Source organism: Terrisporobacter othiniensis (assembly GCF_000808015.1).
GTDB lineage: Bacteria > Bacillota > Clostridia > Peptostreptococcales > Peptostreptococcaceae > Terrisporobacter > Terrisporobacter muris.
The window spans coordinates 28,336-48,844 of the sequence record NZ_JWHR01000064.1 but is presented as its reverse complement, the minus strand read 5'-3'; the positions used below and the strand labels follow the sequence as shown (position 1 = coordinate 48,844).

The following is a 20,509-nucleotide window of genomic DNA, read 5'->3' as shown; positions in this document are numbered from 1 at the left end:
ATAACATGGATGATATTGTTGTAAGAATCGAAAAGATTTTAAAAAATAATGGGTATAAATTTACTATTCAAAAGTTGGCCATATTAGAGGTGCTAATCGAAAGTAAAACTCATTTAAACTCAAAAGAAATTCATGATAGATTAAAAGATAAAAGAATTGGTCTTAGTACAATTCATAGAACTTTAAACCTTTTTAAAACATTTGATATAGTTAAAGAAATAAACATCAATGGCATAGGATATTTTGAACTAAAAATATTTAGCAAAGATCCTTTTCATATTCACTTTAAATGTTCTAAATGTAATAGTATAATTGATATTAAAAGTAAAGATATTAATTTACAATGTTTAGAATTAAAAAATAAAGCAGAAATGGAAAAGGATTTGGATATATATGACATAGATATTATTTTTACAGGACTATGTTCCAAATGTAAGGAGGAGTTTAGATGGCAAGACCAACAAAAGTTAGAACAGTAGATTTTTTCCCAGAGAGTACTTATTTTACTCCAATGGGAAAGTCTAAATGTGAATTAGAGGAAGTAATACTAAAATTAGAAGAACTAGAGGCCATGAGGCTTAAAGATATTGAAAAATTAAATCAAGAAGAGTGTGCAGAAAAAATGAAGGTATCTAGACAAACTTTTCAAAATATTATAGATTCAGCTAGAGAAAAAGTTGCTATAGCCTTAACTCAAGGAAAGGCAATAAGAATAGATGGTGGAAATTATAGAGCCAAATTCTGCAAATTTAAATGTCTTGATTGTGATAATATTTATGAGATAAATTATTTACAAGATAAAGAAAAGTGTCCTTCATGTGGTTCAAAAAATGTACTTTGTAGTAAAAAAGCACATATATGCAAAATATGGTGTGATAAAAATAAATAGTTGTAATATAAAATAGGCATCATCCTTAATATAAGGTAATGCCTATTTTATATTTGAATAGTTTTTTTAGATAACATTGCTAGAACAGTTACTACAACTGTTACATGATATATTGCTTTTATCAGTATATTTTGCTTTTGATATTAATTGTGTCATAGTTCCCATTGGGCAATAAACACACCAAGATCTTGGTTTATACAATAACATTGTTATTATTCCAAGGATTGTTGATGTTAACATCATACTATAGAATCCGAAGGCGAATTGAGCTACCCACGGAGTTACCAGACTAGTATTAGTCCATGACCAAGGAACTTTAAATGTCCAAAGTAATTTTACAACTTCTTTCAATCCATTAGTTCCATTAAACACTAAGTAAGTATTAAATAACATAACAATAAACATGGTCATAAAGAATGTTAAAAATCCATATCTAAACCACTTACTTCTTAAAAATTTAGGAATGTCTCTATTTTTTGATAATTTCAGTTTATTTCCAATTAAATCTAACATTTGACCTCTACCACAGTAAATGTTGCAATAAGTTTTACCATGACCAGTTAAAGAAATTATTAGAGGTATTGAGAAACATAATAGACCTAGCCACGCAAATAGTATATTAAAAAATCCTAATGCTAAGTATGTGACACTTAAAATCCACATATAATCTTTAAAAGTCTTTTTATTTTTAGTCATAATTATTCTTAAACCTCCATTTTTTCTATATTTATAACAGATGCAGGACATGATTTCGCACACTTTCCACATCCGACACATTTATCTAAGTTTATATCTGCAAAGACACCTTGTTCTATGTGTATTAAATTAAAAGGACATACCTTTACACAAGTACCGCAAGCAACACAGTAGTCCTTATCTATAATTGCTTTTCTCTTTATTTTAGCCATTTATTTACCCTCCTTAATGATTAAAAAATATTATTATATCGATTTAAAAATATTATAATATTTTAATAGATAAAATACAGTGATATAGTTACATTCGTATTTGTGTGGATTGTATATTAAAAAGAAGATTCAGAAAATTTCAAAAAACAGGTTGACATTATATAATAACCTAAATATAATTACTGTTATAAATTGAAATTAATAAATTTTAAAAGCGTTGACGGAGACAAAAATACTTAATCTAATTAATTACAGAGAGCCAAGATTGCTGAGAATTGGTGTTAATTTAAGTATATAATGATCACTCCCAGCTTTCATATTGAAAAGTTTTCTTAGTAAATATGAACGTATGCTAGCGTTACTTAGCTATAGTTAAGATTAGCTCTGACTAGAATAAATGAGAGATAACCTGTATATTTTTTTAGGTTATAAGTAAGGTGGTACCGCGGAATATAACTTTCGTCCTTATGAGCAAACAAATGTTGCTTATAATGGCGGAAGTTTTTTTATTGCATAAAAACTGTAAAGAGTTAATAGGAGGTAATTTATATGAAAAGAAATGTATATGCAAATTTAAATCAAGGCATGGATTCATTCTTAAGGGTGGCAATGACCCTTAGAAGAAAAGAGTTAGAAGTTGAATCAATGAGTATATCAGTAGAAAACTGTGGAATGCAATTAACAATAAATGATGAAACAACATCTTTAGAAGATGTAATAAATTATATGAGAAAGTTACATGATGTATCTGACTTAAAAGTAATGTAGTGATTAAATGAATATGAAGAAATATCTAAAAAGATAGATTCATAACTATAAATTTTAACTAAACACAGGGGGAAAATTGAAATGAAAATGTTTTATGAACAAGATGTAAAAATGGATGCCTTAAAAGGGAAAAAGGTAGCAGTACTTGGATATGGAAGTCAAGGTCATGCTCATGCGCAAAACCTTAGAGATAGCGGTGTAGAGGTAGTAGTAGGATTACATGATACTAGTAAATCAAGAGAAAAAGCTAAAAATGATGGATTTGAAGTGGTAAGCGTATCAGATGCTACTAAACAAAGTGATGTAGTTATGTGCTTAATGCCAGATACAGCTCAAAAGAAAATATATGATGAGCATATAAAAGAAAATTTAAGAGAAGGTCAAACTTTAGCTTTTGCTCATGGATTTAACATACATTATAACTTAATAAATCCACCAGAATTTGTGGATGTAGTAATGGTAGCACCAAAAGGACCAGGACACTTAGTAAGATCTGTTTACAAAGAAGGAAGTGGAGTTCCTTGTTTATTTGCAGTATATCAAAATGCCAGTGGGAAAGCAGAAGAGACAGTTCTTGCTTATGCTAAGGGAATAGGTGGAACTAGAGCTGGAGTACTTGAAACTACTTTTAAAGAAGAAACTGAAACAGATTTATTTGGAGAGCAAGCAGTACTTTGTGGTGGTTGTGAAGAGTTAATAAAAGCTGGATTTGAAACTTTAGTAAATGCAGGATATCAACCAGAAGTTGCTTATTTTGAATGCTTACATGAAATGAAATTAATAGTTGATTTAATGTATGAAGGTGGACTTGAAAGAATGAATTATTCAGTAAGTGATACTGCTGAATGGGGTGGATATGTATCAGGACCTAGAGTAATAAATGATGCGTCTAAAGAAGCTATGAAAGATGTACTTACAGATATACAAAATGGAAAATTTGCAAAAGAGTGGATACAAGAAAATGAAGATGGATGTGAAGATTTCTTAAATAGAAGAACTCAACAATATCATGCAGAAATATCAGAAACAGGTAGAAATTTAAGAAGTATGATGACTTTCTTAAATAAATAAGATTTATATATAAAAGGAGGTAAATTAGGTGGATGGGTCAAGAGTAATATTAGAATGTCTTATAAAGGAAGGGGTAGACACCATATTTGGTTACCCTGGAGGAGCGGTGATACCTCTTTATGATGCTTTATATGATTATACAGATAAATTAAATCATGTTAGAACTTCTCATGAACAAGGAGCAGTTCACGCTGCTGATGGATATGCAAGAAGTTGTAATAAGGTAGGTGTATGCTTTTTAACTTCAGGTCCAGGAGCAACAAACGCAATTACAGGAATAGCAACAGCATATATGGACTCTTCTCCTTTAGTATGCTTTAGCGGTCAAGTTCCTACAGCTTTGCTAGGAAAAGATTCTTTTCAAGAAATAGATATAACTGGTGTTACTTTATCAGTAACAAAACACAATTTCTTATTAAGAAAAGTAGAAGACTTGCCAAAAACCATAAGAGAAGCATTCAAAATTGCCAATAGTGGAAGAAAAGGTCCTGTATTAATAGATATCCCAAAGGATTTAATGTTGGCAGAAATTGATTTTAATTTAGATGATTACATTCCATCTAATTTAGAAAATCCTTCAAAGAGCGAATTTGAACTAAAAGAAGAGTGTGAAAATAAGAAAAAAGCAGATTTAGCTCGTGAGTTAATAAGAGATAGTAAAAGACCAATAATATATGCTGGAGGAGGCGTGAAATCTGCAAACGAGGAAAAACTCCTTGTGGATTTTGCAAAAAAAATAGACACTCCAGTATTAAATACAATAATGGGTCTAGGGGACATAGATAGAAATGATGAATTATCTTTAGGTTTACTAGGAATGCATGGTAGCAGGGAAGGAAATTTAGCTATATCCAACTCAGATTTAATAATAGCTATAGGAGCTAGATTTAGTGATAGGGTAATAGGTAAGAGCTCTGAATTTGCTAAAAATGCTAAGGTAATTCACATAGATATAGATCCTTCTGAAATAAATAAAAATATAAAAGCAGAGGTTGATTTGGTGGGAGATTTATCGTTTTTGCTTAAAGATTTATATAATAAAGTAGATAAAAAGGATAATTCTAAGTGGAAAGATGAAATAAAAACTTATGAGGACAAAGAACATATCATAGGTGAAGAAGAGTTCCATCCACAAAATATATTATCTTTAGTAAACAAAAGAATAGGCGATAATACAGTAACAGTTACAGACGTTGGTCAGCATCAAATGTGGACTGCTAAGTATTGGAATTTTCCTCTTGGAAAAAGCTTTATAACATCAGCAGGACTTGGAACCATGGGATTTGGATTAGGTGCAGCTATAGGAGCAAAACTTGGTGTACCAAATAAAAATGTAGTTTTAGTTACAGGAGACGGAAGTTTTAGAATGAACTGTAATGAAATGGCTACAGTTTCTACTTATAAAATACCTATGTTAATATTACTGTTTAATAATTCTACTCTAGGAATGGTTAGACAGTGGCAAAAACTTTTCTCAAATAAAAGATACTCAGAAACAAACGTAGATCCTAGTGTTGACTATGTAATGTTAGCAAAAGCCTATGGAATAGATGGGTATAAGGCGACAAATATAGAAGAACTAAAAACTATTTTAAGTGAGATAAATATAGATAGGCCTGTATTTTTAGAATGTGTAATAAATACTGACTATGATGTTTATCCAATAGTACCTCCAAATGAAACATTATTAAATTTAATATGTAATTAAAATAATCAAGTGAGTTTAAAATAAGCTCGCTTGCTCATTTTTTAACAAATAAGTTACAATAGCTTAAGAAAGGTGGAATTAATTACCATCAAGTGTTATCTTTAGAATAAATATGTAAATTGGGGGCAAATCAATGAAGAAAAAATTATTATCACTGTTACTATCATTTATGATGATAGTAAGTATAACAGCATCATCTTTTGCAGATGAACTAACAAATGCAATTCCAAGAAGCACAAGTGTGGAAGATATTTTAGGAGATATCCTGTTTGATGAAAATGCAGAAGTAGAAACTAAAACTAGTAGTATCAAATTAGATACTGAAAAAAAATATACAGTTAATGCAGATTTGTCTATGATAATGTACAAGTTTAAATTAGCTAGTGATAAGAGTATAAATCTGAGCTATAAGTCAACATCAAAATTATTTGAAATAGCAATGGTTGGTAGTGATGGGGAATCAGCAATATGGTCAGATACAAGAGTAAGTAATTCAAAAGAGATATCAAATAAGGTAAATTTAAAGTTAAAAAAAGGTGAATATATAATATTAGTAACCGCAACTAAAGGGAATTATACAATAAGTCCTAAGACAACAAAAACTTTAAAAACAATGTCACCTTTCACTGTAAAAAAAGTATTGCCAGGAGCAACTTCTTTATCAGGAACAGGTGTAGCTGGTGCAAAAGTAAGTGTTACGACAGAGAATTTTAAAACATATACAACAACTGTAAAATCAGATAATACATATAAAGTAACTATTCCTAAGCAAGAGGAAGACTCTGTATTAATGATTAAAATAGAAAAAGAAGGTTATGGTGCAAAACTGAATTTAGTAGAGGTTGAATATGCTAAGTTCTCTACATTTACAGTTAATCAAGTAAAATCAACTTCAATAAGAATAACTGGTAAAGGGAAAAGTGGAGCAACAGTAAGAGCTTTTGTAGATGGTAAAAAAATAGGAGAAGCTACAGTAAAATCAGATGGTACTTATTCTATGAAAATATCAAAACAATCTTCTGGTAGAGACATATTAGTAAAAATGTATAAAAAAGGTTATATTACAAAATCTAAAACTGTAACTGTTAAAAAAGTTTTCACTAAATTACTTACAGTTAACTCTGTAAAATCAACACAAAAAACAATAACTGGTAAAGGTTCTAAGGGAGCAACAGTAAGAGCTTATGTTAATAACAAAGAAATAGGTAAATCTACAGTTAAATCAAATGGAACTTACTCAATTTCTATACCTAAACAATCAAAGAAGAAAGTTATAACAGTTAAAATGTCCAAAAAAGGTTTTGCTTCATCTTCAAAAAGTGTAACAGTTAAATAATATGATGCTTTTATTGTCTTTTAAACTATTGTAATATATAAATAGACTAAATTTATAGCAATAAAAATGGACAAGTTATAACCGAATCTTTAATAAAGATGAAATAAAAATTATATACTGTAATTAATACTTTTGAAAGTATGTTGTATGAACAACATACTTTTTGTTTTATATAATATAAATGAGTTTTTGAGCAACAACTTTTTTATACAAAAATGGTATAATTACTTAAGGGGAAAAGAGGTGGGTATTATGATGGATTTCAATGAAGATAGAGTAACGGAAATATGTTCAAAATCTATAATATTTAAAGGTGTAGACAAGGCTATAATAAAAGAATTCTTGTCTTCTTTATCATATAAAGTTGTTTTTATAAAAAAAGGTGAATTGATTATAAAGGAAGATGATTACATTGATTATCTAGGTTTAGTACTAGAAGGAGAAGTAAATGTGTGCAAATATTGTCCTGACGGTAGTGAGAGTTTATTATCTAAGTTGAAAACTCATGAAGTTTTTGGTTTAGATATATTATGTACACCATCTCGAAATAGTTTTTACTATGCCTATGCAACTAAGCCATCTTTTATTTTAAAAATAGATAAAAAAATATTAGAAAAGGGGAAAGTTATATCTGAAGAGGATACTTCAAAGATTTATGGTAATGTCATTACATGTTTAGCAAATATTTGTGCAAAAAAATGCCATAAAATAGAGCTGGTATCTCAAAAAAGTATAAGGGATAAAATTATGATTTATTTATCAATTCAAAAAAAGAATAATAATTCAAACAAGTTTAAAATATCTTTTGATAGAGACCAACTAGCTAACTATTTATGTGTAAATAGAAGCGTTTTATCCCATGAATTGTCTCTAATGCAAAAAGAAGGAATTATAAAATTTAAAAAAAATGAATTTGAAATTCTTGAATAGTGTTGTTTAGACAACTTACATGAAATTATTTATAATGTACACTATATATATAAATGATATAAGGGATTAACAATATTACTTGGACTGTAATATAAATAATTCTAAAAACATATTAAAAGCCGTATTATTTTAAATCAAAATAGTCTTAGATAGAATACTTGGCAGCTATCTAAGTCTATTTTGATTTTTTTTTATTACATGCAAGATATTCCCATAACGCCTGGCCCAGAATGAGAGCAGATAACACATCCTATATTAACATAATAAATGTTTTTAACTTCTGCTTCCTTTTCTAAAGCTTCTTTCATTATTTCTAAATCTTCTTGATTATCTCCACAACCAATAATAATAGTTTTTTCTTTTAAATCTTTACCAAATCTATTTACAATAGTTTTTGCTAAAGTTGAATAAATCTGTTTTTTACCTCTAACTTGGGATTTTTGTGCCACTAAACCATCTTTAACTTCTAAAATAGGTTTAATCGATAATAAATTTCCAAGTGCGGCTTTAGTAGAAGAAATTCTTCCTCCCATTTTTAAATATTCTAAAGTATCAACTGAGAAAGTAACTTCAACATTATTTTTATATTTTTCTAAAGTAGAAAGAATATCTTGAACAGAGTGACCCGACTCAACCATTTCACAAGCTTTTATTACAAATAGAGCACTCCCTATAGCTAGGTTTTCAGTATCAAATATGAATACATTATCATGGCCATCATTTTTAGCTAACATTGCACTTTGATAAGTTCCAGAAGCTTTTGATGATCCAGCAATATAAATTATTTCTGTATCTGTATCATATTTTTCAAATATAGATTTAAACTGTATATATGTGGCTTGAGAAGTTTTTGGCATGCTATTACTTTCTCTAAGCATTTTATAAAATTCTTTAGTTGTTAAATTTTCTCCGTCTAAATACTCTGTACCATTGAAAATTACTGTTAAAGGTACTATATCAACATTATATTTCGTAAGTATTTCCTGTGGTAAATCAGAAATACTATCACATACTATTTTTATCATTTTTTAATCCTCCAAATTTTTGTTACTATAAAATATACTATCATCAAGAAAAAATATTGTAAAGCAAAAGTTTTGACATTCAAAATAAAATATGATAATTTAGTTTAAATATCATAAAGTATTAATTAGAATTTTCGTATAAGAAGGAATTGGAAAGTTGAAGAGCGTACTATAATTAATGTGTAAAAATAAAAATACAGATATTTGTATAAGAAGGATTTGAAAAGAAGTAGGAGGAATAATATGAGAACAAAGTTAATTGATAGAAAGTTACCTAACTATTCTATAGCAGAGGAGAGATTTAATTATATATCTCATATAGTAGGTGGTGCTATTGGTGTAATAGGCCTAGTTTTATGTGTAGCAATTTCTGCATGGCATCACAATATTATAGCCATAGCTACATCCGTAGTATATGGCATCACAATGATTTTATTGTACTCTATGTCGTCCATATATCATGGCCTAAAAGATGGTATTGCAAAGAGAGTTTTCCAGGTATTAGATCATTGTGCTATTTATATTTTAATAGCAGGTACATATACTCCAATTGCACTATGTGCTATAAAGCCAGTAAACTCAACTGTAGGATGGGGAGTATTTATTATAGAGTGGTCTCTTGCAATAGTAGCTATAATTTTTAATGCAATTGATTTAAAAAAGTATGCTGTATTTGCTATGATATGTAATTTGGTAATGGGCTGGGGAATAATTGTAGTAATTCCAGTAGCTATTGAAGCTCTTACTTGGAATGGATTTATGTATATTTTAGCAGGGGGAATTTTCTATACAGTTGGAGCTGTTTTATATGGAATAGGAAGAAATAAAAGTTATATGCATTGCATTTTCCATGTATTTGTATTACTTGGAAGTATAGCTCATTTACTTGGAATAATGTTTTATGTATTGTAAAATAGGGGGGAATGTTATTGAGTAAAATTGTATTAATATCATGCGCCAATGGGAAGAAGACTGGATTTAATTTAGTTAAGGATATAGATAAAGAAAGTCAACTGTTTAAGCTATCCATGGATTATGGAAAAAAGATTGCAGACGAAATTTACATACTAACCTCAAGATATGGGCTTGTAAAAGAAAGAGATTATACACCATCTTATAATGAGTCAGCTAGTTTTAGAAGTGAGATGGAAAATAGATTATGGTCTCTTGAGATTTTAGAGCAGTTAAATAATTTTACTGATATACATGAAGATGAGTATATTATTTTAGCAGATAGAAGCTATTATAAAAATTATATAAAGTTTTTAAAAAAAGTAGGCACACCCTTTAATAATTTATCTGTTGAGGATAAGATTAACTTCTTAAGAGAAGAGTTAGATGAAGGGCATGGATGTAAAATTTCATATGGGGAAAAATTACATATACTTTTTAATTCCATGAAAAGATATAATTATAATAATCTTGATGAAATTCCATTTACTAATGGTATTTATATAGTTTTAGACAAAAAAGAAAAATATAAGGATATGGATAGAATCGTAAGGATAGGAACTCATGATAATGACAATAAATTAATTGTGAGAATTAAGAATCACTATAAAAATGGTTTTAAAGATAGTAGCTTTTTTAGGAAGAATATAGGAAAATCTATCTTATCTTATAATGAACATTATTACTTATATATTTGGAATATCAATTTTAATGATAAAGTCAATGAAAGTAAGTATGCAGAACTTAGAGATATGGAAGTTGAATCAACCTTAGAAGAAAAGATAAGTAATTATATGAAAGAAAGATTTGAATTTGTATGTTTTGAAGTTGAGGACGTGAAAGAAAGACACAGACTAGAAGAAGGCCTGATTTCCACCATATATCACGATAAAGATTTTGAAAGCTCTGATAAGTGGCTGGGAAAATACAGCCCTATGGATGAAATTAGGGATAGTAAAATGTGGGTATCTAAAGGATTAGATAAAGCACAATTAAATGAAATAGAGTTTAGGCAAGTTATAACCTTATGTTTAAAGTCAAACGAAGAAAGTGAAGAATTTAGCTAGACATAAAATAGCAATTAGTTTTCTAAATTAAAATATTTAAATAAATAAGGCAATTTTAATAAAATATATTATTTTATTAAAATTACCTTATTTTCTTTTATCTTAAATTTATTTAAAAACTAATCTCCTGTTAATTATAAACCGTTGATTATTTCTTTTAGGGCTTCAAATTCTTCGTTACTTAAGGTGATTCCTTTTCCCATTTTTTCGTGTTCTGGAGCCCAATCTCTTAAGTCATATTTTGGTTTAGCGCCATTCCAACTAATAAGATTTAATTCTTTTGTCCATCCTTTAGGATTTTCAGATAATACTCCTAAATTCTCTACTATATCGTATTTAAAATCTGCCATTTATACAAACTCCTTTTTCTTTTTATAACATTTTATCATATATGTCTATTATTATAAAATATTGGATATTATAAACAGTTTTATTGAAAAATATTAAAATATACACATGGATAGACTAATTATCATAAAAATTACATTATTAGTAACCAAGAAATTTTTTTCTCATATTATATATTACACCAAAAAAGTAAATGTTAGATGTGGCTAAAATCAGCGGAGGTGTAAGATGACAATATTAAAATTTATAGTAAGAACACTTTTTAAAAGAGAGATATATAAATATAAAAACTTAGCTTATATGGAAGCTTCCATAGGATTAGTGGAAGAGGATGATATAGATGATATATGAAAAGTTGAATAGGTTAAAGCTATAAAAGTTAGATTTGTCTAACTTTTTTCTTTTTATATTATGATAAGATTAAGAAAATTGTTTATAATTTTATTGTAGAGTTAATAATAAAAAGGGATTATATGCTTTTTTGTGGAAAGTAAAATAAGAAAAGTAAATTTTTATTGTGGAAAGGGGGTTATACATATGGGTAGGATAGATGATAGAATTAAAATTGTAAAAGAAGAAATTGTAGATATTAAGGTTGATGCCATTGTAAATCCAACAGATGAATATTTTAGCGGTAGTTCAGGATTGGATAAGTTAATTCAGAAAAGCGCTGGTCAAAAACTTAGTAAGAAATTATCTAAAAGTGGAACCTGCCAAGTTGGTAATTGTATTATTACAAAGGGGTATAATCTAAATATAAAAAGTATAGTTCATACGTGTACTCCTAAATGGGAAGGTGGATATGAAGATGAATGCTATTTATTATATTCATGCTATAAAAATTCTATAGAGATAGCAATAGAAAATGATAATAAAACAATAGCAATTCCATCTATCAGTTCAGGAAATAATAAATTTCCATTAAACAAGTCAGCCAATATAGCTTATTATGCAGCCTGGAGAATGATGAAAAAATACAGTTCACATGATTTAGAAACTATATATTTTTCATGTACAAATAAGAATACTTATGAAGTTTATAAGAATCTTTCTGAAGATTATAAGGACATAGAATTTTCATTAGAAATGATTGAACAATACAAGAAAATGGATAAATATAATCACCATAATTTTACCATTGATGATTTTATAAAAAACCTAGGAATAGAAAATGCATATAATATTTTTTTGTTAAAAGAAGCATTTTTAGCAGGAAATATTGAGCTAGAATTTATTGAAGAGACTGTAAAAATACTTAAACAGATCTTTCTTCAAATGAAAAATATGAGTAAAAACTTTGCAGAAAAAGTTTATATAGAAGAGTTAGAATCAACAGAAAATATATTAAAAGAAATATTTCTTACCATAGATTATGATACTATAGAATATGCAAAAGAAAGGACAAAGGAATACTTTGTACACGCCAATGATTATATATTTGAAAAAATAAATAATTCTTATAGATATTAATTATTTATTTTAGTATTATAAATGATATTATAATATATGTTTGTAATACATAAAGAAAGGAAATTGAATATGTCAAAAAAGAAGTACTATGCAGTAAAAGTTGGAAAAACCCCGGGAATATATTTAACATGGGCTGACTGTTCTGCACAAGTAACAGGATATAAAGGAGCAAAGTTTAAAAGTTTTCCAACTATTGAGGAAGCATTAGAATTTATTGGTGATAACAATATAAAGGTTGTGAAAAATGAAGATACGTTAAAATCTAAAACACCATCTAAGAAAATTGCGAGTACAACAACAAAGCAGCTAAAGGAAGGTTATGATGTTAAACCTATAAGAAGTACAGCAAAGGTTAAAACTTATAAATCCTATATAAACCCAGAAGAAATTATAAATGATTATGAGTTTATAGCTTTTGTAGATGGAAGTTATGACAGAGGTAATCAAGTTTTTGGTTCTGGAGTAATTGTTCTTAATCCTAAAGAAAATTCTTATGATACTTATTATAATGCAGGATATGATAAATGGGACCAGTGGAACATAGTAGGAGAGTTAGAATCAGTGAAGGTTGCATTGAATAAAGCTAAAGAATTAGGTAATAAAAATATTGCTATATATCATGATTTAAAAAACATAGCTTTGTGGGCTAGTGGTGAGTGGCAGGCAAAGAATGAGTATACTCAAGAATATGTAAAATATATGGAAGATATAAGTAAGGAACTGAATATTTGTTTTGTAAAAGTAAAGGCACATAGCAATGAAAGTGTGTATAATGACTTAGCAGATGAAGCTGCTAAAGGCGCTATTATAAAATATTTAAATGAAAATAAATAAAGGAAGTTGCTTTAGGAGCAGCTTCCTTTATTTTTAAAGTAAAATTTCTTTTAAAGAACTAATAAGATATCTATTGTTTTCTGGTGTTAGCACACATACCCTAAAGTAATATTCATCTAAACCATCGAAGGATTCACAGTCTCTTATTATAATTTTTTTCGGGATTAGTTTTTCTCTAAGATTTTGAGCGGTCATAATTTTATCTTCTAATTTACATAATATAAAATTACCTTTACTTTCATAAACCTTAAGATTATTAAATGAACTTAAAGAATTATATAAATAATTTCTCTCGTCTAAAATTGTATTTACACATTTATTAATATAGTTTTTATCTGTAAACATAATTTCGCCCATGGCAGAGGCAATGATATTTATATTCCATAAATCAAGATTTTCGTTGATTTTATTTTTTACATTTTCATTCCCAATTAATCCATATCCTAATCTAATTCCAGGTGTAGAGAAAAATTTAGATGTACCTCTAATTACAAATAAGTTGTTATATTTGTCTACTAGAGGAGCAGAAGAATAAATATTAGTATTTGTAAATTCCACATAAGTTTCATCTACCATAACAAAAGCATTGGTACTATTTAGTATAACCTCTATTTCAAATTTAGAAAAAGAAAAACCTGTTGGGTTGTTGGGATTACAGATGATAATTAAATCACACTCATGTTCATTTATAAAATCTATTAAATCCACAGGGTCTATTTTAAAATCATTATATTCTCTAGAAAAATATTTAATTATTTCACAATTATTCTTCTTAAGTTCTTTCTCATATTCCGAATATGCTGGGGAAATAAGAACTGCTTTTTTAGGAGCTATAGTACCTATAAAAGCAGATATAAGTTCCGTAGCACCGCTTCCAAGAACCATATTTTCTTCATTACAGTTACAATAAGATGAAATTGATTTTTTTAATGCACCGTATTCTGGGTCAGGATAAACTGAGACCATATTTATATTGTTAATTACATATTCCTTAGCTAAAGTTGATGTACCAAATGGATTAATATTAGAGCTGAAATCTAAAAATTCATCTTTTGAAAAACCATATTTTTTTGACAAATCATATAAATTAGCACCATGATTTACACTCATAATTAGCCCTCCAATTTTTTAATTCTTAATATAGTATAGTATAAATTTAATATATGTAGATATGTATAAAAATAAAAAGAATATTGTACTAATACAATAAATGGAATATACAATAAAATATGTAATAAAAAACACGAATGAAAATATTTTAAAAAGGAAAAATATATGTTATAATAAATATGATTCATCATTAATGGGAGGGAATTATGTATAAATTAAATGGAGTCATGTACTCAGCAGAAGAAATAAAAAATAAAGTTAAAGAACTAGCAAGTCAAATAGAAAAAGATTATGCTGGAGAAGAACTACTAGTAGTTGGAATATTAAAAGGTGCTAGTATTTTTTGTGCTGATTTAATAAGAGAGATAAACTTAGATGTAAGAATGGACTTTATGGTTGTTTCAAGTTATGGAACATCAACTTCTTCATCAGGGACAGTTAAAATAATAAAAGATTTAGATGTAGATATAGAAAATAAAAATGTATTAATAGTTGAAGATATAATTGATTCAGGTTTAACTTTAAGCTCGTTAGTTGCTGCTTTAAAAACTAGAAAACCAAAATCATTAAAACTTTGTACATTATTAGATAAACCAGAAAGAAGATCTTCAGATATTAAAGTTGATTATGTGGGATATGTAATTGAAGATAAATTTATAGTTGGATATGGAATAGACTATGCTGAAAAATATAGAAATCTTCCTTATATAGGTATTGTTGAAGATATATAAGACCATAATAAAAAAGGAGTATAAGAGTAAATCTTATACTCCTTTGACATATTAAGGAATTATAAATTATCTGATTTATATAATTTACAATTCAAATCAATTTAAAAAGTAGAATTATGATAAAAGTAATAAAATATTATATTTATTGTCAAAAATTATATATTTATTTTGAAAAATTATGTAAAATAGATAAGTAGGAGTATTTATTGAAAGGTGGTAAATTATGGGATTTCAACTGGATATATTAATGTATTTACAAAGTATAAGAAATGAATTGCTTACAAGCATATTTACTTTCTTTACAATATGCACAGAAGTACCAGTAATAACTGTGCTAACAGGAATACTATATTGGTGTATAAATAAAAAAGCAGGACAAAGAACTTTATTTGCTCTTTGTGGAAGTTTAAATATAAATGCAGGTGTTAAAAACTTTGTAAAAATGCCAAGACCAATAGGAACAGAAGGTTTAGAATCTTTAAGAGTGGAAACTGCTACAGGATACTCTTTCCCTAGTGGTCATACGCAAACTGCTACAACTTTTTGGACTTCTATGATGTATTTATTTAGAAAAGCATGGATATATATAGTAGGAATATTGATGATTCTAGGAGCGGGAATATCTAGATTATACTTAGGTGTTCATTGGCCAATGGACGTAATTGTTGGATGGGTATTTGGTATAGCTCTTAGTATATTATTTATAAAACTGTTTGACTATATAGATGATAGTAAAAACTATTATATATTAGTTGGATTAATATTAATATTTGGGATTTGTACATACTTTATTGGGGGAGAAGATCTATACAAAATGTTTGGTCTTTATACAGGTTTTGCACTAGGTTATATGGTGGAAGATACTTATATTAACTTTAGTACAGAAAATGAAAGCAGAAGAAAAAATATATTTGCCAAGACACCTTCAAGAAATGAAGGCTTAGGTAAGAAAATACTTAGATTTATAGTAGGGATAATATCATTATTAGCAGTTTATTTATTGCTTAATTATATGGAAGATACTTTGATAGTTGGTAAAACAGAAGAGATAATTAATATTATCAAATATTTAAAATATACATTTGTAGTATTCTGGGGCATGGCAGGTGCACCAGCATTATTTAAATTATTTAGACTAGCATAAATTTCCCTATTTATAAGGAAAGGATGATTATTTGAAAAAGGTAGTAGTTATAGGAGGAGGACCAGCAGGAATGATGGCTGCATCAACTGCAGCTGATAATGGGGCTGAGGTTATACTTCTAGAAAAACAACATAGATTAGGAAGAAAGCTATTAATCACAGGAAAGGGAAGATGCAATATTACAAATGACTGTGATGTGGAAGAGTTAATAGAAAATGTACCTACAAATGGTAAATTTTTATATAGTGCTTTTTATACATTTACAAATTATGATGCAATAACTATGTTTAATTCACTTGGACTTGCAACTAAAACTGAAAGAGGGAAAAGAGTATTTCCAGAAAGTGATAAAGCATTAGACGTGGTGAAAGCTTTAGAAAAACAGGTTAAAAACAAAAAAGTAAAAGTTATACTAAATGCTAAAGTTAATAAAATTGTAACAAAAGATAATAAAATAGAGAAAGTTATATATAACAATAATGAAGTAATAAAATGTGATAGTGTGATACTAGCTACAGGCGGAATGAGCTATCCTCTTACTGGATCTACAGGGGATGGATATAAATTTGCTGCATCTCTAGGTCATACTATAATAAACCCAAAACCTTCTTTAATCGGAATAGAAGTCCAAGAAAGTTTTGTAAAAGACTTAGAAAAATTAGCTCTTAGAAACGTGGCTATTACTGTTTTTGATAGTAAAAATAAAAAAGTATATGATGATTTTGGTGAATTAGAATTTACTAAATATGGTTTAGATGGACCTATAATAAAATCTGCTAGTTGTAGAATGAAAGATACTAGTAAAGAAAATTATAAAATTGTTCTTGATTTAAAACCAGCTTTGGATGAAGAAAAATTAGACAAAAGAATTATAAAAGATTTTACAAAATATACTAATAAAAACTTTGAAAACTCATTAGATGATTTACTTCCAAAAAAACTTATACCAATAATAATTGAATTAAGTGAAATACCGAGACATTTAAAAGTAAATCAAATATCTAAGAAAAAAAGATTAAACTTAGTTCATTTGTTAAAAAATATTACCTTCACTGTAAGAAGATATAGACCAATAGAAGAAGCTATAGTTACATCTGGTGGAATTAAAGTAAGTGAGATTAATGCTAGTACTATGGAATCTAAGATTATAAGTAATCTTTTCTTTGCAGGAGAGATTATAGATGTGGATGCATATACTGGAGGATTTAATCTACAAATAGCTTATTCAACAGCTTATTTAGCAGGTACCAATTGCTAAAAAATTTGTCAAAAATTGCATACATGTTAAATCTCAATTGTAACATAATAGTATTAGAAACAAATATTAAAAAAGAAAAGAGGTAATAACATGGCAACTAATAATAATAATACAAAGGCTGTACCAGAAGCAAAAGCTGCATTAAATCAAATGAAACTAGAAATAGCTAGTGAACTTGGTATGTCAAACTACCAACAAGTAGATAAAGGTAACCTTACAGCTAGAGAAAATGGTTATGTAGGTGGATATATGACTAAAAAGCTAGTTGAAATGGCAGAACAACAAATGGCTGGTAAAGGTCAACAATAACTAAAAATAAAATAATAATATATAGTTAAAATTAGAGGTAAGTATAAAGGGTTAAAATCCTTTGTACTTGCCTCTTTCTTCTTAGTTTGACATAGTCATGTAAATTAAACAGCTGTAAAATGATTTTCTAATATGTTTCTAAAATAAAAAAATTATATATTTATTAAAAAAATGTTTAGAATGGGAAATAAAGGGTATATTGACTAATGAAAGGAAATATACTATAATAAAAAATACTTTGATAAGGGAGTAGTTGGCACTGATTATAGTGTAATAAAGTCAACATACTGATAGGTTTACTATCTGGCTTTGTTTTGAATGATGAGACTTATCTATAGCTTATGCTATAGGTGGGTCTTTTTTTATATTTTGGGAAGAATAAAATCAAAGTAGAAGCAAATTTTGAGCAACGGAGTTGCCTGAAGCGGTAGCAAAGGCATCTCGTTGGCGATATGAGCGAAGTAAATTTTTTATTAAGTGAAAGGAAGGAAATAATATGGGCTTAATTGAGTTATTCATATTAGCAGTAGGACTTTCTATGGATGCTTTTGCAGTATCTATTTGTAAGGGATTATCTCTTAGAAAGGTAAGTTTTAAAGAATGTGGAAAGGTTGGTTTGTATTTTGGTGGATTCCAAGGAGGTATGCCACTTATTGGATTTATCTTAGGAGTACAATTTAAGGACTATATAACTAGTATAGACCACTGGATAGCATTTATTTTATTATCATTTATAGGAATAAACATGATAAGAGAATCTATGGAAAAAGATGATGAGTGTGAAATTTCAAATTTGGCTGAAGCAGCTGTAGGTGAAGAAGATGTAGATCAACTTGGATTCAAAAACATGGTTATGCTTGCTATTGCCACTAGTATAGATGCACTTGCAGTAGGTGTAACATTTGCATTTCTACAAGTTGATATCATACCTGCAGTATCATTTATAGGAATAGTTACGTTTGTTTTATCAGCTATAGGTGTGAAAATAGGTAATGTATTTGGAATCAAATACAAGTCAAAAGCAGAATTTGCAGGAGGTGCTATTTTAATATTAATGGGTATAAAAATACTATTTGAACACTTAGGATTTTTCCCATTTGCATAGAAAAATAAATAAAAATAAATGTCTTGGTTAAAATAACTCTAGATGTAAAATATTAAATACATAAGGAGTGTTATTATGGCAACAGTAGATTTTGATAAAATTAAACAAGAATTTATTGATTCGGATGTAGATGGAAAAATAAGAATATATACTACTACAGAAGGATTGAGTGTAGAACAATTTAGAGAATTATTAAGATATTATCCTATACAATATTTATCTAAATTAGAAAAGGCTATGGGATAAATGAAACTTTAGAATTAAAAAAGCACTACTAAATTATTGTTTAGTAGTGCTTTTTTTTAACTAAGGTTAGTTTTTCGTATGTAATTGTAAATTCGCTCATTTCCTAATTCTATATCTCCTGTTTCAATATATTCAATTATACTGTCCATATCGTTACCGTTAAGGTATTGTATGGGAATAACTAAGTCATAGCCTTCATTATGTAAAAGATTTTTAAGTTTAAGTTTTTGAGAAATATTAGGTGGTAATACTTTTTTCTTTTCTTTTTTTCTTTTACGACAAGTTGATAAATTCTCATTTTGCATATCAATAAGAGTATTTATATATTCTATGTAAGAAGACTTGAAATCTTCTTCATTTAATAAATCTTCGCTTAATAGATGATTAATATAATCATCGCATAAAATATTTTTTGCAAACTTATCGGCGGTTAATTTACCAGTAACTATTCCCTTTTGGTACTTTCTCAAAATGCTTTTAGTGTGGCTATAAATTTTATTGCGTGTTTCTAAGTCTAATTCTCTTATCTCCATAAGAAACCACTCCTATTTTTAAAGTAAGTTCTTATATTTTATTGTTACCAAATTTAAAATTTGCATACCTTTTGTCAGAAAATTAAAATATATAAAGATTTAGAGTAAAAAATCATTTTAGTTTAAGTTTACTTAGATCAAAGAAAACATAATTATATTTTTAAATTTTCAAATAATAAAGCCTTTAAGTATAAAAAAATTTAATTTTACCAACAATGAAAAATAAAAGATGTATTAAGAGGAAGTGAAGTTATGATAAATAGTATAATTAAATTATTTTACTCAGAGGTAGTAAAAACTAAAATGAGCAATATGCCAAATAAAGATTATGAACTTAGAAAAGGATGTAAAGAATTTAGAAATATTACATTAAAAATAGATAGTTATTTATTGAAAGGATTAAAGATAATTTTAGCTCTTTTCATACTTTATTTGTCTTTTCATGTTAGGGTCCTTCTTGGAGTAGGAGTTTTGTTGGTAGAAGTAACTTATTTAATTTATAAGGTTAGTTACGAAAAACAAGTAAAAGAAGCTATTGAAAATGTGAAAAATAATATAGAAATATCAGCTGATCAGCTTATAAATGAAAATGGTAAGAAAGGTATTAATTTATTAATTACTCTTTTGATTATAAGTTTACTTACAGGATTTAATTATTTTATAGGAATAAGCTTTGTCATAGTTTTTGTATATACAGCTAGAAATATATACGAAGGCTTTAGACAATAATAAATAATTGTATTTTTAATTTTATAAATAATTACTTTT

At 27.6% G+C, this 20,509-nt stretch carries 25 protein-coding genes and 1 other annotated feature; of the genes, 19 read left to right on the top strand and 6 right to left on the bottom strand.

Features of this window, described 5'->3' with window-relative positions:
* Window positions 1-5 precede the first annotated feature (5 nt).
* Both QX51_RS06185 and QX51_RS06180 read left to right on the top strand, forming a co-directional pair.
* The gene (locus QX51_RS06185; protein ID WP_039679034.1) at window positions 6-479 is read left to right on the top strand and encodes a Fur family transcriptional regulator; all 474 of its coding nucleotides are present in this window, start codon (window positions 6-8) and stop codon (window positions 477-479) included.
* Window positions 449-889 carry a DUF134 domain-containing protein gene (locus tag QX51_RS06180; protein ID WP_039679033.1) on the top strand — a complete coding sequence of 147 codons (441 nt, stop codon included), beginning with the start codon at window positions 449-451 and terminating at the stop codon, window positions 887-889. Before QX51_RS06185 ends, QX51_RS06180 begins: the two co-directional genes overlap by 31 nt.
* 66 nt (window positions 890-955) lie before the next feature.
* Here QX51_RS06180 and QX51_RS06175 read toward each other — a convergent pair whose 3' ends face one another.
* Window positions 956-1,585 carry a 4Fe-4S binding protein gene (locus QX51_RS06175; RefSeq protein ID WP_039679032.1) on the bottom strand — a complete coding sequence of 210 codons (630 nt, stop codon included), beginning with the start codon at window positions 1,583-1,585 and terminating at the stop codon, window positions 956-958.
* Window positions 1,586-1,593: 8 nt separating this feature from the next.
* Complete coding sequence (locus QX51_RS06170) at window positions 1,594-1,797, bottom strand: 4Fe-4S dicluster domain-containing protein (RefSeq protein ID WP_039679031.1); 204 nt, start codon at window positions 1,795-1,797, stop codon at window positions 1,594-1,596.
* A gap of 208 nt (window positions 1,798-2,005) precedes the next feature.
* Window positions 2,006-2,267: a binding site (T-box leader), on the top strand.
* A gap of 79 nt (window positions 2,268-2,346) precedes the next feature.
* Here QX51_RS06170 and QX51_RS06165 point away from each other — a divergent pair.
* From QX51_RS06165 to QX51_RS06145, 5 genes are all read left to right on the top strand, one after another.
* Window positions 2,347-2,565, top strand: coding sequence for an ACT domain-containing protein (locus QX51_RS06165; protein ID WP_039679030.1), 219 nt, complete (start codon window positions 2,347-2,349; stop codon window positions 2,563-2,565).
* 81 nt (window positions 2,566-2,646) lie between these two features.
* The gene (gene ilvC / locus QX51_RS06160; RefSeq protein ID WP_039679029.1) at window positions 2,647-3,636 is read left to right on the top strand and encodes a ketol-acid reductoisomerase; all 990 of its coding nucleotides are present in this window, start codon (window positions 2,647-2,649) and stop codon (window positions 3,634-3,636) included.
* A gap of 28 nt (window positions 3,637-3,664) precedes the next feature.
* Complete coding sequence (gene ilvB, locus QX51_RS06155; RefSeq protein ID WP_039679028.1) at window positions 3,665-5,344, top strand: biosynthetic-type acetolactate synthase large subunit; 1,680 nt, start codon at window positions 3,665-3,667, stop codon at window positions 5,342-5,344.
* Window positions 5,345-5,477: 133 nt separating this feature from the next.
* Window positions 5,478-6,680, top strand: a complete 1,203-nt coding sequence (locus tag QX51_RS19400) for an Ig-like domain-containing protein (protein ID WP_052232909.1) — start codon at window positions 5,478-5,480, stop codon at window positions 6,678-6,680.
* Between the two features lie 252 nt (window positions 6,681-6,932).
* On the top strand, window positions 6,933-7,610 hold the full coding sequence (locus tag QX51_RS06145) for a Crp/Fnr family transcriptional regulator (RefSeq protein ID WP_161791905.1): 678 nt from the start codon (window positions 6,933-6,935) through the stop codon (window positions 7,608-7,610).
* A 194-nt stretch (window positions 7,611-7,804) separates the two neighbouring features.
* On the opposite strand, the gene QX51_RS06140 is transcribed toward QX51_RS06145, so the two are convergent.
* On the bottom strand, window positions 7,805-8,635 hold the full coding sequence (locus tag QX51_RS06140) for a DegV family protein (protein WP_039679026.1): 831 nt from the start codon (window positions 8,633-8,635) through the stop codon (window positions 7,805-7,807).
* Between the two features lie 243 nt (window positions 8,636-8,878).
* Between QX51_RS06140 and trhA the strand changes: the two genes are divergently transcribed.
* Together trhA and QX51_RS19395 are read left to right on the top strand one after the other, a co-directional pair.
* Window positions 8,879-9,547: a PAQR family membrane homeostasis protein TrhA gene (gene trhA, locus QX51_RS06135; protein ID WP_039679025.1), complete on the top strand. Its 669-nt coding sequence runs from the start codon at window positions 8,879-8,881 to the stop codon at window positions 9,545-9,547.
* 17 nt (window positions 9,548-9,564) lie between these two features.
* Window positions 9,565-10,653 (top strand): GIY-YIG domain-containing protein, encoded by a 1,089-nt coding sequence (locus tag QX51_RS19395; RefSeq protein ID WP_052232908.1) that lies wholly within the window; start codon window positions 9,565-9,567, stop codon window positions 10,651-10,653.
* 134 nt (window positions 10,654-10,787) lie between these two features.
* On the opposite strand, the gene QX51_RS06125 is transcribed toward QX51_RS19395, so the two are convergent.
* Window positions 10,788-11,003 (bottom strand): YdbC family protein, encoded by a 216-nt coding sequence (locus QX51_RS06125; protein ID WP_039679024.1) that lies wholly within the window; start codon window positions 11,001-11,003, stop codon window positions 10,788-10,790.
* A 226-nt stretch (window positions 11,004-11,229) separates the two neighbouring features.
* On the opposite strand from QX51_RS06125, the gene QX51_RS21435 reads away from it, so the two are divergent.
* The 3 genes from QX51_RS21435 (at window position 11,230) to QX51_RS06115 (ending at window position 13,305) form a co-directional block, all read left to right on the top strand.
* Entirely contained in the window at window positions 11,230-11,352 is a 123-nt protein-coding gene (locus QX51_RS21435; RefSeq protein WP_257560945.1) for a hypothetical protein, read from the top strand.
* Window positions 11,353-11,538: 186 nt separating this feature from the next.
* The gene (locus QX51_RS19390; protein WP_052232907.1) at window positions 11,539-12,471 is read left to right on the top strand and encodes a macro domain-containing protein; all 933 of its coding nucleotides are present in this window, start codon (window positions 11,539-11,541) and stop codon (window positions 12,469-12,471) included.
* Between the two features lie 69 nt (window positions 12,472-12,540).
* Window positions 12,541-13,305, top strand: a complete 765-nt coding sequence (locus QX51_RS06115; protein ID WP_039679023.1) for a ribonuclease H1 domain-containing protein — start codon at window positions 12,541-12,543, stop codon at window positions 13,303-13,305.
* A 33-nt stretch (window positions 13,306-13,338) separates the two neighbouring features.
* Here the strand turns inward: QX51_RS06115 and QX51_RS06110 are convergent, their stop codons facing one another.
* Window positions 13,339-14,415, bottom strand: a complete 1,077-nt coding sequence (locus QX51_RS06110; protein ID WP_039679022.1) for a pyridoxal phosphate-dependent aminotransferase — start codon at window positions 14,413-14,415, stop codon at window positions 13,339-13,341.
* Between the two features lie 206 nt (window positions 14,416-14,621).
* On the opposite strand from QX51_RS06110, the gene hpt reads away from it, so the two are divergent.
* The 6 genes from hpt to QX51_RS20875 all read left to right on the top strand — a co-directional run bounded on the left by hpt (window position 14,622) and on the right by QX51_RS20875 (window position 19,208).
* Complete coding sequence (hpt, locus tag QX51_RS06105; RefSeq protein WP_039679021.1) at window positions 14,622-15,146, top strand: hypoxanthine phosphoribosyltransferase; 525 nt, start codon at window positions 14,622-14,624, stop codon at window positions 15,144-15,146.
* 223 nt (window positions 15,147-15,369) lie between these two features.
* On the top strand, window positions 15,370-16,290 hold the full coding sequence (locus QX51_RS06100) for a phosphatase PAP2 family protein (protein ID WP_039679020.1): 921 nt from the start codon (window positions 15,370-15,372) through the stop codon (window positions 16,288-16,290).
* 31 nt (window positions 16,291-16,321) lie between these two features.
* Window positions 16,322-17,548 carry a BaiN/RdsA family NAD(P)/FAD-dependent oxidoreductase gene (locus tag QX51_RS06095; protein ID WP_039679019.1) on the top strand — a complete coding sequence of 409 codons (1,227 nt, stop codon included), beginning with the start codon at window positions 16,322-16,324 and terminating at the stop codon, window positions 17,546-17,548.
* A gap of 90 nt (window positions 17,549-17,638) precedes the next feature.
* Window positions 17,639-17,857 carry an alpha/beta-type small acid-soluble spore protein gene (locus QX51_RS06090; protein ID WP_039679018.1) on the top strand — a complete coding sequence of 73 codons (219 nt, stop codon included), beginning with the start codon at window positions 17,639-17,641 and terminating at the stop codon, window positions 17,855-17,857.
* Window positions 17,858-18,353: 496 nt separating this feature from the next.
* A complete protein-coding gene (locus QX51_RS06085) occupies window positions 18,354-18,962 on the top strand; it encodes a manganese efflux pump MntP (RefSeq protein ID WP_039679017.1) in 609 nt (202 codons plus the stop codon).
* A 75-nt stretch (window positions 18,963-19,037) separates the two neighbouring features.
* Complete coding sequence (locus QX51_RS20875; protein ID WP_200886382.1) at window positions 19,038-19,208, top strand: hypothetical protein; 171 nt, start codon at window positions 19,038-19,040, stop codon at window positions 19,206-19,208.
* Between the two features lie 56 nt (window positions 19,209-19,264).
* Here QX51_RS20875 and QX51_RS06080 read toward each other — a convergent pair whose 3' ends face one another.
* The gene (locus QX51_RS06080) at window positions 19,265-19,741 is read right to left on the bottom strand and encodes a hypothetical protein (protein ID WP_039679016.1); all 477 of its coding nucleotides are present in this window, start codon (window positions 19,739-19,741) and stop codon (window positions 19,265-19,267) included.
* Between the two features lie 252 nt (window positions 19,742-19,993).
* Between QX51_RS06080 and QX51_RS06075 the strand changes: the two genes are divergently transcribed.
* Window positions 19,994-20,470, top strand: a complete 477-nt coding sequence (locus QX51_RS06075; RefSeq protein WP_039679015.1) for a hypothetical protein — start codon at window positions 19,994-19,996, stop codon at window positions 20,468-20,470.
* Window positions 20,471-20,509 lie beyond the last annotated feature (39 nt).